This is a genomic window from Senegalimassilia anaerobia JC110 (assembly GCF_000236865.1).
Taxonomy (GTDB): domain Bacteria; phylum Actinomycetota; class Coriobacteriia; order Coriobacteriales; family Eggerthellaceae; genus Senegalimassilia; species Senegalimassilia anaerobia.
In genome coordinates this window covers 708,331-723,411 of record NZ_HE611014.1, presented here as the reverse complement: position 1 = coordinate 723,411, position 15,081 = coordinate 708,331, and the positions used below count along the sequence as shown (strand labels likewise).

The following is a 15,081-nucleotide window of genomic DNA, read 5'->3' as shown; positions in this document are numbered from 1 at the left end:
GCACAAGAGTGCATCGTTCTGTTTACGCGGCCCGTTGGCTCTTCCCTACCCGATCTTGACGATGGGCGCGTAATCTTTCAGCAGCTTCTTCGTTTGGCCGGACTTGGAGAAGCGGACGTAGAGCGTGTCGCCGTCCACCTTCGTCACCTTGCCGCGGCCGAACGTCTTGTGATCGACGGTGTCGCCTGCGGCGAAGGTCATCTTCGCTGCCGCCTTCTTCTCCGCCCCGGGGCGCACGTAGGCGCCCGACACGGAACGACCTGCGCCGATACGATTCGTACGCACCTCGCGGCGCTCGCGCTCGGACCTGCCGCCGGGGGCGCTGGCGCTCGAGCGGCCGAACACGCGGCCGCCGCCGGCTTCCACGCCGCTGCCGGAGATGCCCTTGCGGCTGCCGCGCTTCTCCCAGCCGGTGCCGGAGAAGCCCTGGCTGCCCACGCCCATGGTCTGGCGAAGCTCGCCGGGGATCTCGTGGATGAAGCGCGAGACGGGGTTCGCCTGCGTCTGGCCGAAAATCTGGCGCGTGTAGGCGCAGGTGAGGAACAGCACCTTGCGGGCGCGCGTGATGGCGACGTAGGCCAGGCGGCGCTCCTCCTCGATGCCGGCGGCATCGCCGACGCTGTTCATATGCGGAAACAGCGTCTCCTCCATGCCCGCCACGAACACACAGTCAAACTCCAGGCCCTTCGAGGCATGCACCGTCATCATGGTGACCGCCTGGCCGTCCTCGTCCATGGTGTCAAGGTCGGTGCGCAGACGCACCCACTCCAAAAAGTCGGCCAGCGAATCGCCGCGCAGCACGCGCACGGGCTCGGCGGCGCCTTCGCTTTCCCCGCCCTGCTCGCCTACCGTGGGGGCGGCGTAGTCGGCATCCTCCTCGTCGTGGGTGTCCACGAACTCATCGACAACGGACAGGAACTCCTGGATGTTCTCAACGCGCCCGCGCGCCTCGTCGGTGTTCTCGGCCTGCAAGGCACCGATCAGGCCCGACTTGTCGATGACGGCTTCGATGCACTTGCGCAGGTCGCCCGAGTAGGACTGCGCGTCCTTGATGATCTGCACGAACTCCCCTACGCTGCGGCGCGTGGCGGCACGCAGCTCGGGGTCGGCGATGGCGATCTCGGCGCCCTCCATGAACGTCATGTCCATCTCGCGCGCGAACTGCTCGATGCGCTCCACCGTGGACTTGCCGATGCCGCGGCGCGGCGTGTTGATGACGCGCTTGGCCGCGATGTCGTCGGCGGGGTTGACCACCAGCGTAAGGTAGGCCATGACGTCGCGGATCTCGGCGCGGTCGAAGAATCGCGTGCCGCCGACGATGCGGTACGGAACGCCGGCGCGCAGCAGCATATCTTCAAGCATGCGCGACTGGGCGTTGGTGCGGTAAAACACCGCCACCTGGTTGTAGGACAGCCCCTTCTGGCGCTGCTTCTCGATCTCGCCGGCGATCCAGCGGCCCTCGTCACGCTCGTCGGAGGCCATGTACACGTGGATCTTCTCGCCGTCCTCCTGGTCGGTGAACAGCTTCTTCACCTTGCGATGCTGGTTGTTCGCGATGACGGCGTTGGCCGCCGCCAGCACATTGCCCACGCTGCGGTAGTTCTGCTCCAGCTTCACCGTGGTGCACTGTGGGTAGTCCTTCTCGAACTCCAAGATGTTGCGGATGTCGGCGCCGCGCCAGCTGTAAATGGACTGGTCGTCGTCGCCCACCACCATGATGTTGCCGTGCTGCTCGGCCAGAAGGCGCGTGATCTCGTACTGGGCGTGGTTGGTGTCCTGGTACTCGTCGACCATGATGTAGCGGAAGCGCAGCTGATAGGCCTCGAGCACGTCGGGATGGTTCTTCAGCAGCAGGTACGCGTACAACAGCAAGTCGTCGAAATCGAAGGCGTTGGCCTGCTTCAAGCGCTCCTGCAGCTTCTCGTACACGCGCGCGGCCACCTTGCCCACCGGGTCGTTGGCCTCCTTGGCGAAGTTACCGGGCACCTTCAGCTCGTTTTTTGCCGTGGAAATACGGTTCATCAGGGCGTTTATCGGGAAACGCTTCGGGTCGATGTCCAGCTCGGCCATGATTTCCTTATACAGGCGCTTCTGATCGTCGGTGTCGTAGATGGTGAAGCTCTTCGAGAATCCCAGGCGCTCGGCGTCGGCGCGCAGCATGCGCACGCACATGCTGTGGAAGGTGGACACCCACATGCCGCGGCTGCGTGGGCCGACCAGGCCCTGCAAGCGCTCGCGCATCTCGGCGGCCGCCTTGTTGGTGAACGTGATGGCCAAGATCTCCCATGGCGCCACGTTCAAATCCTCCAGGATGTGCGCGATGCGGTACGTGAGCACGCGCGTTTTGCCTGATCCAGCACCAGCCAAGACCAAAAGCGGGCCTTCGGTGCATTCGACGGCCTGACGCTGGGGGCCGTTGAGCGTGGTGATGTCGACGGGCATAGGGCTTCCTAACATGATGTTCACGTGCGGTTGCAAGTTCAGGGCGCACAAGGCGCGACTGATGATTGTACCGCTTCCGAGCGGCGTGCGCCCTATCCGCGCCAAGCGTGCACAGCATGGCCAGAGGATGTTCGATTCCGCACACGAAAAAAGGCGGACCGGTTTCCCGATCCGCCTTCGTTACATTATGCAAAACGCTTCGCGACCGTTAGACGATCTTCTTCCCGAACACCGCGGCGATCTCGCGCAGCTCCTCGACCAGGACGCGGAACTGCGCCGGAGTCAGCTGCTGCGGGCCGTCGGAAAGCGCCGCCGGCGGGTTGGGGTGCACCTCGATCATGATGGAGTCGGCGCCCACGGCCACTGCAGCGCGCGCCAGGCTGGGAACCAGGTCGCGAACGCCGGCCGGATGGGACACGTCCACGCAGATGGGCAGCAGGCTTTGCTTGTGGATGACGGGCACGGCCGAGATGTCGAGCGTGAAGCGCGTGGCCGTCTCGAACGTGCGCAGGCCGCGCTCGCACAACACCACGTTGTCGTTGCCTTCCATGGTGATGTAGTCCGTAGCCGCCAGCCACTCGGCGATGGTGCCCGCGAAGCCGCGCTTGAACAGCACCATCTTGTGGGAGTCCTTCGTGACCTTGCCGATGTTTTTCAGCAGGCTGAAGTTCTGGAAGTTGCGGGCGCCCACCTGCAGGCCGTCCACATAGGAATGCACCAGCTCGCAGTGCTCGGAGTCCATGACTTCCGTAAGGGTTTTCAGGCCGTACTTCTCGCCGCCGGCCTTCATGATCTTAAGGGCTTCCTCGCCAAGGCCCTGGAAGCTGTGCGGGTTGGTGCGCGGCTTGTACGCGCCGCCGCGGATCCAGGTAAGGCCCAGGTCGCTGATGCACTCGGCCACTTCGAAGAACTGCTCTTCGCTTTCGACCGAGCAAGGGCCGGCGTAGATGGTTATCTCGTCAGTACGGGTGCCGTAATCCGGCAGTTTCGCTTCGATTCTCTGCTCGCTCATGCTGACGGGGTCTCCTTCATGACTTTCAGGATAGTACCGTAGATCTCGCGGAGGTTATCGTTATAGAGCGGGCCCTCGTTATAGCTATCCACCTTCTCGAAGATCTCCTCTTCGCGTTTGGGGTCGTACAGACCCAGGTGCGCACCGGGCTTCAGGCCGCGGATGACCAGCGAATGACCGGCGCGCTTGTTGAGCAGCGCGACGATCTGGCGGTCAAGCTCGTCGATCTTTGCACGATGTTCCTGGATCTGCTCGAACGAGCTGTTCTGATCAGACATCGGCGTTCCTTCCTGTTCTTGAGCGGTAACGAGCATGGCCGCGCGGCGCGTCGAGTACCAGACGCGCGCCGTGCAGGACGAAAGCGGCCCTCGTGTGCGCATCATGATAGCAAAACCACATGCCGATTCGGGAAAATCTGAGGAATAAAGTAGGTAAATGGGCCAAGCACCCCGTCCCGGCTACAAGACGGCCGAGAACGTTGCCAACAACGGGATGGTGACCAGCGCCAAGACGGTGGTGATGAAGGTGCCCTGCGCCATGGTCTTGGCGTCGCCGCCGTACTGATAGCAGAACATGGTGCCGTTGGTGGCCACGGGCATGGCCGCCAGCACCACGACCACCCCCAGCAGCGCGCCGCCGGCAAGAGGGCGCATGACGGCGAAGATGAACAGCGGGATGGCCACCATGCGCACCAGACACGCAATCCACAGGCGAGGGGTGCCCATAAGCTTGGCGGCGGGAAGGTTCGCCAGCGACGAACCCACGATGAGCAGCGTGGCGGGCGTGGTGAAGCTGCCGATGGTGGAAAGCGCGGGGCCGACCACGGGCACGGCATGCACGCCGCAAAACGCCAGCGCCATGGTGGCAAGCGTGGCGATGTTGCAGGGTGTGACGAAATCGCGCCAGCTCATACGCACCTTGACGCCGTATTCGTTGTCCGACGCGATGAGCCAGGCGCCGAAGGTGAACGACAGCATGTTGAACACGATGTTGTACACAACCGCGTATACAACCGTCTGCGGGCCGAAAATGGCGGACAGCACGGGGTAGCCGATGAAACCCGTATTGCCGAAGATGAGCATGAAGCGGTACACGCCGCGACGGCCGTCGGGGATGCGCAGCACGTAGGTGACGATATAGGCGATGGGGATGAACAGCACATAGCTGAGCACGGAAAGCCCGATGATCTGGGCCATAAGCACGGGATCGGGCAAGCTATCCACGTTAAGCACCGACGCCAAGATCAGCGCAGGCAACGTGGCGCTCAGGACAAGCCCCGAGAGCCTCTTGTCGAAATCGGCGTCCATAACGCCCGTTTTCTTGCAGATATAGCCGACGCCTATAGCGGCGAACAGGGCCACCATCTGCGTGAAGATGCTGCTGAACTGGCTAAGCACCGCTTCCCTTCCCTTTCCCTGCGCATTGCGTGAGCTCACGGAGTGGGGCGGGAAGCGCCGGGCGCGGGCCGTTACGCCAGGATGCCCGCGGTTTGCAGCGCGAAGACGCCGAGCACCAGCGCGCCCACCACGATACGGTACCAGCCGAACGCCGTGAAGTCGTTCTTCTTAATGTACCCCATCAGGAACTTGATGGACACCACGGACATGACGAACGCCGAAACCACGCCCGCTGCGAGAACGACCGCCTCGGTTGTCGTCATGGCAAGGCCCGCGGCGGCAAACTTGATGCATTTCACCAGGCCCCACCCGAACATGATGGGGATTGCCAGGAAGAACGTGAACTCCGCCGCGGCCGTCCTGCTGCAGCCGCACAGCATGCCGCCGATGATGGTGGCGCCCGAACGGGAGGTGCCGGGGACGATGGCGAGCACCTGGAAGCAGCCGATCTTCAGGGCCGTCTTCCAATCGACGTCGTCGACATCGGCGATACGGAAGATGCCGCACTCGGCCGCGGCGTCAAGGTCGACGGCGCAGGCATGAGCGGGCACGGGACGGGACGGAACCTGCACGCGGGCATGGCGGCCGCGCGGGACCGGAGGCTGCTCGACGCGAGCGCGCGCCTGGTTTCGCACCGCGGCACGGGCACGGCGCATGCGACGGCGATTACGGCCCTCCATGACGATGAAGACCACGCCGTACAAGATAAGCATGGCCGCAACGGTGACCTTGTTGTAGAAGTGAGCGTTCACCCAATCGTCGAGCAAGATGCCCGCGACAGCCGCCGGGATGCATCCGATCGCCACCATCCCCCACAGCCGCCAGGTCGCGCGCTTCTCGTCGGCGTTTTTGCGCGGACTCAGGGGATTGAGCTTGTGGAAGTACAGCGTGAGCACGGCCAGGATGGCGCCGATCTGGATGACCACCAAAAACAGCGCAAGAAACTCCGGGGAAACCTGGAGCTGCACGAAATCATCGACGAGGATCATATGGCCCGTCGACGAGATGGGCAGCCATTCGGTGACGCCCTCGACGATGCCGATGAGGAGGGATTTCAACGCTTCGATGATCATGTTCCGCCTTTCGGTGAGCCGTACGCGTGCAGACGCAAGCCGGATAAGCCCGCAACGCCGCACGGATTCGAAATTGTAGGAGGCAGCGAAGCGCCACGCAGGCCGCGAACTTCGGTCGACCCGATAAACCAGAGCGGGCGCACGTTTTCTTTACCTGCATTTGATATTGGAAGGGCAAAACGCAGGCGATAACATGGGCCTTGCGTAGCGTTGTATTGAAGATGCACAGCCGACAGGTATGGATTAGCGCAGCTTACTGTACAATCGTTGATACGAATACGCAGACAAAAGTGCAGCCGCAAGCGCGACCGGGCAGCATGATACAACCGAAGAAGGAGCCTTCTAGTGAGCACCGCATCGTCCAGTTCCACCAACCAGAAAGTCGTCGTGTTCGACTTCGGCGCGCAGTACGGGCAGCTGATCGCCCGCCGCGTGCGCGATTTGAACGTGTACTCGGAGATCGTCCCGTGCGACATCACCGCCGACGAGGTGCGTGAGATGGCGCCCGCCGCCATCATCCTGTCCGGCGGCCCGGCCTCCGTCAACGCAGAGGACGCTCCGCGCGTCGACCCCGCCATCTACGAGCTGGGCGTGCCGATCTTGGGCTTCTGCTACGGCCATCAGGTGACCTCCGTCACCTTGGGCGGCAGCGTGTACCACCCCGAGGTGGGCGAATACGGCCCCGCCACGCTGCACGTCACCGGCGGCCAGCTGTTCGCGGGCACGCCCGCCGATCAAACCGTGTGGATGAGCCATTTCGATGCCGTGAAGGACGTTCCCGCCGGCTTTACCGTGGTCGCCTCCACCGACGTGTGCCCCGTGGCCGCCATGGAGTGCCCCGAGCGCAAGATCTACACCACGCAGTTCCATCCCGAAGTCAAGCACACCGAGTTCGGTAACCAGATGCTCAAGAACTTCCTGTTCGACATCTGCGGCCTTGAGCCAAACTGGACCATGGACAACCTGGTGGAAACCCTGACCGCCGACTTCCGCGAGAAGGTCGGCTCCGACCGCGTCATCCTGGCCCTGTCGGGCGGCGTCGACTCCTCCGTGGTTGCCGCGCTGGGCGCACGCGCCGTCGGCAAGCAGATGACCTGCGTGTTCGTCAACCACGGCTTGCTGCGCAAGGGCGAGCCCGAACAGGTCGAGGACGTGTTCACCAAGCAGTTCGACGTCGACTTCATCCACGTTCACGCCGAGGAGCGCTACGCCAAGCTGCTCGACGGCGTCACCGATCCCGAGCAGAAGCGCCGCATCATCGGCACGCAGTTCTGGGAGGAGTTCTTCACCGTGGCCCAGCAGCTCGACGGCGTGAAGTACCTGGCCCAGGGCACCATCTACCCCGACATCATCGAGTCCGGCGCGCGCAAGACGGGCGGCAAGGCGGCAACCATCAAGAGCCACCACAACCTCATCCCGTTCCCCGAGGGCGTGCACTTCGACCTGATCGAGCCGCTCGACCACTTCTTCAAGGACGAGGTCCGCGCGCTCGGCACGGCGCTGGGACTGCCCGACCACATCGTGCATCGCCAGCCCTTCCCCGGCCCGGGTCTTGCCATCCGCATCATCGGCGCGGTTTCCCCCGAGAAGCTTGAGATCCTGAAGAACGCCGACGCCATCGTGCGCGAGGAGCTTGACGCGTACAACCAGCGCCTATTCGAGGAGACCGGCGAGCGCAACAGCGAGCACAGCTGCTGGCAGTACTTCGCCGTGCTCCCCGACATCAAATCGGTGGGCGTCATGGGCGACGAGCGCACCTACCAGCGCCCCATCATCCTGCGCGCCGTGGAAAGCTCCGACGCCATGACCGCCGACTGGGCGAAGCTGCCCTACGAGCTGCTGGCGAAGATCTCCAGCCGCATCGTTGCCGAGGTGCCGGGCGCCAACCGCGTGTGCTACGACATCACCCCCAAGCCCCCCGCGACGATCGAGTGGGAGTAGGCCGATAGGGTTCTGACCTGCATTTTTGAGTGCCGCGCTGTGCCGCTGAGTTTCGTTTCGTACGACAGTCATGGCAAAGCCACCGGCGACGGCGGTGAGTAAATACGATAATCTAGCCTCCGCTCCCATGTTGGAACGGAGGCTTTTTCTTTGCCTATTTACTCCCTTTCACCTGCGATTTCGCCATTTACTCCCCGTATTTCAAGACGGCAAAGCACTGGGCGGTATTCGGAGGAATGGGAGTAAGGATTCATCCCAAATGAGTAGACGCGCGGTTTTTGTCCCCGAGGACGAAACGAGGCCGTTTCGGGGCCCGTGAAACTCAAATCGAACTCAATAGGCTTTTCGGCGGTCTCCGCACGGCGTTTCCCCAGGTCGTTAATGGGGAGTAAAGAATCTCACCGTCTCAAGGAAAACGGGAGTAATCAGGGGAAATGCCGCGGCGTGCTGTCGCGTGCCGTCATATAAGCCACCGCGTCATTTACTCCCCAGGAGCGCCGAAAATGCCTTGACATGCAATGGGGAGTAAAAACTCAGCAGACGCAGGAGCGGGCGGAGCTCACCGCCTAGCCTGGCGTCCTGATTCGGTTGCGCTGGTTGCGAAATGCGGGGAGCCGCTACAGCGAGGCTTTCCAGCCCTCGTATTCGTCGGCGTCGATCTCGCCGTTCTCGAGCTGCGCGCGCTTCTCGGCCCACAGCTCGATCGCCATCGCGGCTTTGGGAGCGTGCGGCGCCTTGGGGTTCAGGGAGAGGCCCGAGCCGTCGGCTGCGGGAACGATGCCGAAGGAGTCCTCGAGCCGCACGAGCAGCGACATGAGGTCGCCCGCGGTCTCGACGCCGTAATCCTTGAGGGCGTTGACGGAAACGCCGAGCGCGGCGGAGATGGACTCGAGCAGCTCGGGCTTGACGGCGCGGATGCCGCTCTCGTAATGGCGCACGGCCCCCTCGGTCAGACCGACCGCCTCGGCGAGCTGCGCCTGCGTCATGCCGCGCAACTTGCGGTACCGCCTTATGTTCTCGCCTACGGACATGCGCCCTCCTCCTGGAATTACGTACCCGCACATCTTATCAGCGTACGCAAATGTACGCAATTCTATTGACAGTACGGATGCGTACGTTTACTCTCAATCTGTAAACCGTACATATACGTACGCTGTTGATTGGAGGAGCCATGGACGAGAAGGTGGCGAAGACGCCGAGGCCTCACATGCTAGACGCCGACGAGGTCGCGGAGCTGCTGAGGATCAAGAAAGGCAGCGCCTACGAGGTGATCAGGAGGATAAACGCCGAGCAGGAGGCGCGCGGGCGCGTGGTTATCCGCGGGCGCGTCCGAAGCGACGTCTTCGACGCACTGTACTTCCCGGAGGTGGACTGACATGCCCGTGTACAAGGATGACAACAACGGCACGTTCTACGTGCAGTGCTACTACCGCGACGCCCGCGGCTCGAAGCGCCACAAGACGAAGCGCGGCTTCTCCTCCGAGGTGGAGGCCGCAGTGTGGGAGAGCCAGTTCAAGAGCCTTAACGGCGGGGCCATGGACATGACGTTCTCCGAGTTCGTCGAGGTGTACGCCTCCGAGGTGAAGCCGCGCATACGCGAGCACACGTGGATCACCAAGGAGTACATCATCAACGACAAGCTCGTGCCGTTCTTCGGGGACATGCGCATGTGCGACGTGAGGCCGATCGACGTCATCAGGTGGCAAAACGAGCTCACCGAGCACCGGGACGCCGACGGGAAGCCCTGGGCGCCGACGTACCTGCGCACGGTGAACAACCAGCTCAACGCCATCTTCAACCACGCCGAGCGCTACTACGGCCTCACCGACAACCCGGTGCGCAGGGTCGACAAGATAGGGTCGAAGAAGGGCGGCGAGATGCAGTTCTGGACCAAGGACGAGTACCTGAGGTTCAGCGAGGCCATCATGGACAAGCCTCTCTCGTTCCACGCCTTCGAGCTGCTCTACTGGACGGGCATCCGCTGCGGCGAGCTCCTGGCGCTCACGCCGTCCGACTTCATGCTGGAGAGCTCGCGGCTGCGCATCAACAAGTCGTACCAGAGCCTCCACGGCATGGACACCGTGACCGACCCCAAGACGCCCAAGTCGGTGCGCACGATCGTCATGCCCGCCTTCCTGCGCGACGAGATGGCGGACTTCATCGAGATGCGCGACGACGTCGCCCCCGACGAGCGCCTGTTCGCCGTGACCAAGCACTTCCTGGCCCATGAGATGGAGCGCGGGTGCAAGGCGTCTGGCGTGAAGCGCATCCGCATACACGACATACGCCACAGCCATGTGAGCCTGCTGATCGAGATGGGGTTCTCCGCGCTTGCCATCGCCGAGCGCATGGGCCACGAGGCGGTTGACATCACCTACCGCTACGCGCACCTGTTCCCCACGAAGCAGGACGAGATGGCCGCCGCGCTCGACGGGGCGAGGGGGTAAGAAGGATGCCGTGCGAGAACAGCGCCCGCAAGCGCAGCAAGACGATGGCGTTCCGCTGTACGCCCGAGGAGCACAAGCTCATATGCGAGATGGCAGCTTGGAGCGGCATGAGCAGGCAGGACTACATCATCGCCAAGCTGACCGATACCAAGGTCGAGGTGAAGCCCTCTGTGAGCGTTCAGAAGGCGCTGAAGGACACGATGACGGAGTTGGCCAAGGAGGTCCGGCTGGCGGCCTCCTACGGCGAGCTGAGCGAGTCCCTGCAGCAGAGGATCGAGCTCGTGATGAGGTTCTTCCTGGCGCTCGGCGAGGGGGTTGAGGCACCAGTGACGGAAGCGCCACCGCAAACCTCGCATTTGGAAGAGCCGACAACATCCGTCATGGATGCGGGCTCCGACACCGCAAGCATCTTCGAGATGGGGCGCATGTAAGGTTTAACGCCAGACCTCCAACGCCTTGTCCGCAAGCCATTCGGCGCGATCGGCGATATCGCCCTCGTCCCAAGACTCCTTCTCCAGGGCGCCGGCCATGGTCGCAAGGCCGGCGGCGCAGAGGGCAAGACCGTCCTTGTATCCCTTTCCCTGCTTCTTGGTGGGCCAATCGGCATCGCGGATGGAGGCGTTAAGGGAATGCGTGATGATGGCGAGGTTGCCGAGCGTGAGGAGCTTCCTGTCCCTTCGCGTGGCAGCCTCATCGTCGAGGGCTCCCCATTTGTTGCGCCACTTCTTGGGCATCATGTGTTCGAGGGTGTACTGGTTGAACCCGAGCAGGGCCGTGCTGCTCATGTCTGGGCGAATGGCGCTTTCCAGCAGATAGAGAACGCCCTTGGACTGAAGGTTGTACAGACACGATTCCTCGAACGCCCTTCGAACCTCGTCATCGCCGGGCATGTACGTCGTCGCCTCTTCGTTGGCTTCAAGAGCCTTCCTCAGCGTCTCCGCGTCCTTCACCTCGTTCAGGATCAGCGAGGTGAACAGCCTGTTGTAGTTCTTCGTGGTCGCCTGAACCAGCGTTCGGCGGACGATGTAGCTCTCAAGCAGGGCGAAGACCTCGGATTCCTCGCCCGAAGACTCCGCGTTCTTGCGAACGTAGAGCACGTACGGGATGAGCGTCGAGTTCTTGAGGCCGAATATCAGCACGTTCAGGCGCTCGACGCCGGGAGCGGAGGGGATGTCCGCGTCGCAGTAGCCGGGGTCGAACGTGGACTCGAACACCTCGTGATTTTATCAATGATATTTCGCAATAGCCAGCAATGAACGCTTGCATTGCGCAAGACGTTACATTACCTTCTGAAACATATGGCGCACCTTGTCCAGGCGGCTGTTTGGACGGCGGGGCTGGATGACTGGCTTGCCGACAGCGGCCTGATACCCTTTCAGTTCTGTAAGGCATACGCTCTGCCCGTTGGTGTAAAAGGCCAGATCAGTACGGTATGCCTGTATACAGCGGGCGGGAATCTCGCCAGTAAAGACAACTTCATCCTTTTTTACCTGGGCCGTTTCGATGGTGGCACAGTATTTCGGTGCATCATGATAAGCCCTGGAAAGATATTCCCGGGGCGCATAGAGGGTGAAGGAGAGATAAGGTTCCAGCAGTTGCGTCCCTGATTCCTTCAATGCCTGTTCCAATACAATCGGGGCCAATGAGCGGAAGTCCGCCGGCGTGCTGACCGGACTGTAATAAAGCCCGTATTCAAAGCAAATCTTACAGTCCGTTACGTTCCAGCCGAACAAGCCCTGCTCCAGCCCGTAACGGATACCATCCCTGACAGCGTTTTGAAAACTCTGGTTCAAGTATCCCAGCGAAACCCGGCTCTCGTATTGTACACCGGAGCCAAGCGGGAGTGGTGTAACAGACAGTCCGATGGATGCCCAAAACGGGTTGGGCGGCACCTCGATATGGATGGTGTGGCTGGCTGCTTTGAGCGGCCGCTCCATATAAATGACGGTGGGTTCCTTTACCACTGTTTCAAGCTTGTATTTTTCCGACAGCAAAGCGGAAACAACCTCCAACTGCACCCGGCCCAAAAAAGAAAGAATGATCTCATGGGTGATGGAATCCACCTCGCAGCGCAAAAGCGGGTCAGTATCCGCAAGTTGCGTAAGAGCGTCCAGCAGCCGTTCTCTTTGCGCTGCCGTTTTCGGCGCAATCGACGTCCGCAGCATGGGGAGGGGGTCCTCACGCCACCTTTTACGAGGGAGCCGGGTTGGGTCCCCTAATACATCGTTTAACCTCACGCTGTCGCTGGGAAGGATAACAATTTCACCCGGATAAGCGGTGTCTGTCCGAACAATTTCCCCTTTGGATGGAATACGCATCTCTGTGATTTTCAGCTTTTCTCTCCCGGCCAGAGCCACCGTATCCCGCAGGCGCAGCGTTCCGCTGTATAGCCGCAAATAGATGAGCCGCTGGCCACAATCTGTATACTCCACCTTGAAAACGCTGCCGCATAGGGCGTCGCTCCCCTGTTCCCCAATCGGTTGGAACAGCCCTGTCACCGCATCCATCAACGGTTGAATGCCAAGGCCCTTTTTGGCGCTGCCATGATAGACCGGGAACAGGGAGGCGTCTTGAACCCGCCGCTGTTCCTCCTGCGCAAGTTCTTCCCGGCTGATTGGTTCTCCTGCGATATACTTTTCCAATAATTCATCGTTATTTTCGATGACCGCATCCCATGCTTCTATGTCGGTATTTTCCTCCAGGACTATTTCCGGGGACAGCGACACCGTCTGCTTGATGATAATATCGGCGGAGAGCTTATCCCGAACAGACTGATACACGCCCTGCAAATCAACGCCAGCCTGGTCGATCTTATTGATAAAGATAACGGTGGGAATGTCCATTTTCCGCAGGGCATGGAACAGAATACGGGTCTGGGCCTGCACACCATCTTTAGCGGAGATCACCAAGATGGCCCCATCTAAAACAGCCAAAGAGCGGTACACCTCCGCCAAAAAATCCATGTGGCCGGGCGTATCCACAATGTTGACTTTACATCTGTGCCACTGGAAGGAAGTGACTGCCGCTTGAATGGTAATCCCACGCTGCCGCTCCAAAAGCATGGTGTCCGTCCTCGTTGTCCCTTTTTCGACGCTCCCCGGTTCTGAAATGGCTCCGCTGGCATATAGCAGGCTCTCCGTCAAGGTTGTCTTTCCAGCGTCTACATGGGCAAGAATCCCGATATTGATAATGTTCATGTCTATCCTCCATACAAGGCCCAAATGGGCGCAAAAATCCCCAGCGGCTAATACTTTTACCGCTGGGGATCATGACTTCGGACAAACAGAAGTATGACGGCTTACATGAGCCGCTGTCCGTCACGATATTTACTAAAAAGGCAAAAGTATTCTTAAATTGGGTACAAAAACTAAGCCCCTGCAAGGGGCAATCATTTTTGCGCCCATTATCAAATTTTATTTAAGAATACCTTGCCGCATATTTTTTACTCCTTTTCTTGATTAAATCATTGTATCACATCAGTTTTAGGAAAGCAAGTACCTAAAAGAAATTTTTCTTCCCCTTATATGTAACAATCATACCGGCTTCCTAGCGTTCAGAATGTTTTCTGCTGTCTGCTGTGGTGTTTGGTTGGAATTGTCCAACCAAAAGCCGATCCGTGGTGTTGTCTGCATTTTACTAAATACAAATTCAATGTATACAGAAAGATATAAGGAGTGGGAGGGATTCCGCCGTAGTTGGCATTGTAGGAAAATCCAAAAGTTTAGATTTTCCCACAATGCTTATCTTTTGGTCTTTGGTTCGGAATAGTGTAGTGCTGGCGGTCTATCTATTGTTTTCGGTTGCTTGCTTCTTTACCGTACATGAGCATTCTCGACGGTCATCTCGTCATCGCCCATGTAGCCGTCGCCTAGGGCCTCGTATTCGTTGTCGGCCCATATGATGTTGCGCCCCGTAGTGCGGTCGCACAGCAACGTCTTGAGAATGAAAGTCGGGTATCGGCGGTCGAAGGACTCTATGAAGCCTTCGACCGAGATGTCGTGCATTGGCTCCGTCACGGGCTATTGTCCCTTCTTCGCGAGCTCTTCGATCATGCAAGTGCGCACAAAGGCGGAGAAGCTCATGCCGCGAAGGGCAGCCTCCTCCTTCGCCGCGTCGCGCAGGGTGTCGGGGATGCGCAGGGTCACAGATACCTGGTCGCCGTTTACCAGGAAGCTCCTGATCTCGGTCTCGCCGGGGTTACCCTTGATGAGCTCCTTATAGCCATTAGACATTCGCGCCTCTATCCCTCGAAATGCAATACAAATGCGTTTTCTGAATTATAACGCAGCGGTACGCCGCGGCACTGGGAATAGGGGGACATCAGCCGCTCGGACACAATGCGACACCGGGCGGCGGAGAAGATCATCCGGCCGGAATCAAGGAACAGTTTCCGGACCGGGTTTCGTTCCTCAGTTATCGCGCGGTTTGACTTTGGCCCGCTCCTCCGCATAGAGGACCTCGTTCTGAGCCTCCAGGATGCGCGCCGCGTCGCCGATGCGCTCGGCACACCTCTCGCTTATAGACCTCAGGACCAGGATCCCCTCGACGTCGAGCGGGTCCAGCTGGTCGGCGTGAGCCAGGGACTCGAGCAGCTGGTCCAGGCCCCTCGCCAGTCTCCCGGCATCGCACACGGCATCGATGAGCTCGATGCGCTCCAACTTCTCTTCGTGGCTCAACATCAGCTCGCCTCCTTCTCTCAACAGACGTGTCGCGCAGCACCGTAGCCGTTCCATGCGGAGAACCATCTCGCTGCCCACGGTCCCGTGCAC

At 60.5% G+C, this 15,081-nt stretch carries 15 protein-coding genes; 4 read left to right on the top strand and 11 right to left on the bottom strand.

All coding sequences use genetic code 11. The features are described 5' to 3' along the window. Positions 1-45: 45 nt before the first annotated feature. The 5 genes from SFHG_RS03050 to SFHG_RS03030 all read right to left on the bottom strand — a co-directional run bounded on the left by SFHG_RS03050 (position 46) and on the right by SFHG_RS03030 (position 5,924). The gene (locus SFHG_RS03050; RefSeq protein WP_042433234.1) at positions 46-2,442 is read right to left on the bottom strand and encodes an ATP-dependent helicase; all 2,397 of its coding nucleotides are present in this window, start codon (positions 2,440-2,442) and stop codon (positions 46-48) included. 208 nt (positions 2,443-2,650) lie between these two features. Continuing rightward, the gene (gene aroF / locus SFHG_RS03045) at positions 2,651-3,454 is read right to left on the bottom strand and encodes a 3-deoxy-7-phosphoheptulonate synthase (protein WP_052297781.1); all 804 of its coding nucleotides are present in this window, start codon (positions 3,452-3,454) and stop codon (positions 2,651-2,653) included. Beyond that, complete coding sequence (locus SFHG_RS03040) at positions 3,451-3,732, bottom strand: chorismate mutase (protein ID WP_042433231.1); 282 nt, start codon at positions 3,730-3,732, stop codon at positions 3,451-3,453. The genes aroF and SFHG_RS03040 overlap by 4 nt, the downstream gene beginning before the upstream one ends. Positions 3,733-3,912: 180 nt before the next feature. After that, a complete protein-coding gene (locus tag SFHG_RS03035; protein ID WP_052297780.1) occupies positions 3,913-4,851 on the bottom strand; it encodes an AEC family transporter in 939 nt (312 codons plus the stop codon). Positions 4,852-4,922: 71 nt separating this feature from the next. Beyond that, positions 4,923-5,924 carry an undecaprenyl-diphosphate phosphatase gene (locus SFHG_RS03030; protein WP_042433228.1) on the bottom strand — a complete coding sequence of 334 codons (1,002 nt, stop codon included), beginning with the start codon at positions 5,922-5,924 and terminating at the stop codon, positions 4,923-4,925. 345 nt (positions 5,925-6,269) lie between these two features. Between SFHG_RS03030 and guaA the strand changes: the two genes are divergently transcribed. Further along, positions 6,270-7,865, top strand: coding sequence for a glutamine-hydrolyzing GMP synthase (guaA, locus tag SFHG_RS03025; RefSeq protein WP_042433225.1), 1,596 nt, complete (start codon positions 6,270-6,272; stop codon positions 7,863-7,865). A gap of 617 nt (positions 7,866-8,482) precedes the next feature. Here guaA and SFHG_RS03020 read toward each other — a convergent pair. Beyond that, positions 8,483-8,896, bottom strand: coding sequence for a helix-turn-helix domain-containing protein (locus SFHG_RS03020; protein WP_042433222.1), 414 nt, complete (start codon positions 8,894-8,896; stop codon positions 8,483-8,485). Positions 8,897-9,036: 140 nt separating this feature from the next. On the opposite strand from SFHG_RS03020, the gene SFHG_RS03015 reads away from it, so the two are divergent. The 3 genes from SFHG_RS03015 to SFHG_RS03005 are packed head-to-tail and all read left to right on the top strand — an operon-like array spanning position 9,037 to position 10,743. Then, the gene (locus SFHG_RS03015; protein WP_042433219.1) at positions 9,037-9,240 is read left to right on the top strand and encodes a hypothetical protein; all 204 of its coding nucleotides are present in this window, start codon (positions 9,037-9,039) and stop codon (positions 9,238-9,240) included. Position 9,241: 1 nt separating this feature from the next. Continuing rightward, positions 9,242-10,312 (top strand): site-specific integrase, encoded by a 1,071-nt coding sequence (locus SFHG_RS03010; protein WP_042433216.1) that lies wholly within the window; start codon positions 9,242-9,244, stop codon positions 10,310-10,312. Between the two features lie 5 nt (positions 10,313-10,317). Continuing rightward, positions 10,318-10,743: a plasmid mobilization protein gene (locus tag SFHG_RS03005; RefSeq protein WP_042433213.1), complete on the top strand. Its 426-nt coding sequence runs from the start codon at positions 10,318-10,320 to the stop codon at positions 10,741-10,743. A 3-nt stretch (positions 10,744-10,746) separates the two neighbouring features. On the opposite strand, the gene SFHG_RS03000 is transcribed toward SFHG_RS03005, so the two are convergent. The 5 genes from SFHG_RS03000 to SFHG_RS02980 all read right to left on the bottom strand — a co-directional run bounded on the left by SFHG_RS03000 (position 10,747) and on the right by SFHG_RS02980 (position 14,991). Then, positions 10,747-11,526, bottom strand: coding sequence for an HNH endonuclease family protein (locus SFHG_RS03000; protein WP_052297779.1), 780 nt, complete (start codon positions 11,524-11,526; stop codon positions 10,747-10,749). 63 nt (positions 11,527-11,589) lie between these two features. Beyond that, on the bottom strand, positions 11,590-13,509 hold the full coding sequence (gene tet(W), locus SFHG_RS02995) for a tetracycline resistance ribosomal protection protein Tet(W) (RefSeq protein WP_042433210.1): 1,920 nt from the start codon (positions 13,507-13,509) through the stop codon (positions 11,590-11,592). A 615-nt stretch (positions 13,510-14,124) separates the two neighbouring features. Next, complete coding sequence (locus SFHG_RS02990) at positions 14,125-14,328, bottom strand: hypothetical protein (protein WP_075843485.1); 204 nt, start codon at positions 14,326-14,328, stop codon at positions 14,125-14,127. Positions 14,329-14,331: 3 nt separating this feature from the next. Beyond that, positions 14,332-14,544, bottom strand: coding sequence for a YlcI/YnfO family protein (locus tag SFHG_RS02985; RefSeq protein ID WP_172596416.1), 213 nt, complete (start codon positions 14,542-14,544; stop codon positions 14,332-14,334). Between the two features lie 177 nt (positions 14,545-14,721). Beyond that, a complete protein-coding gene (locus SFHG_RS02980; protein ID WP_042433205.1) occupies positions 14,722-14,991 on the bottom strand; it encodes a hypothetical protein in 270 nt (89 codons plus the stop codon). Between the last annotated feature and the right edge of the window lie 90 nt (positions 14,992-15,081).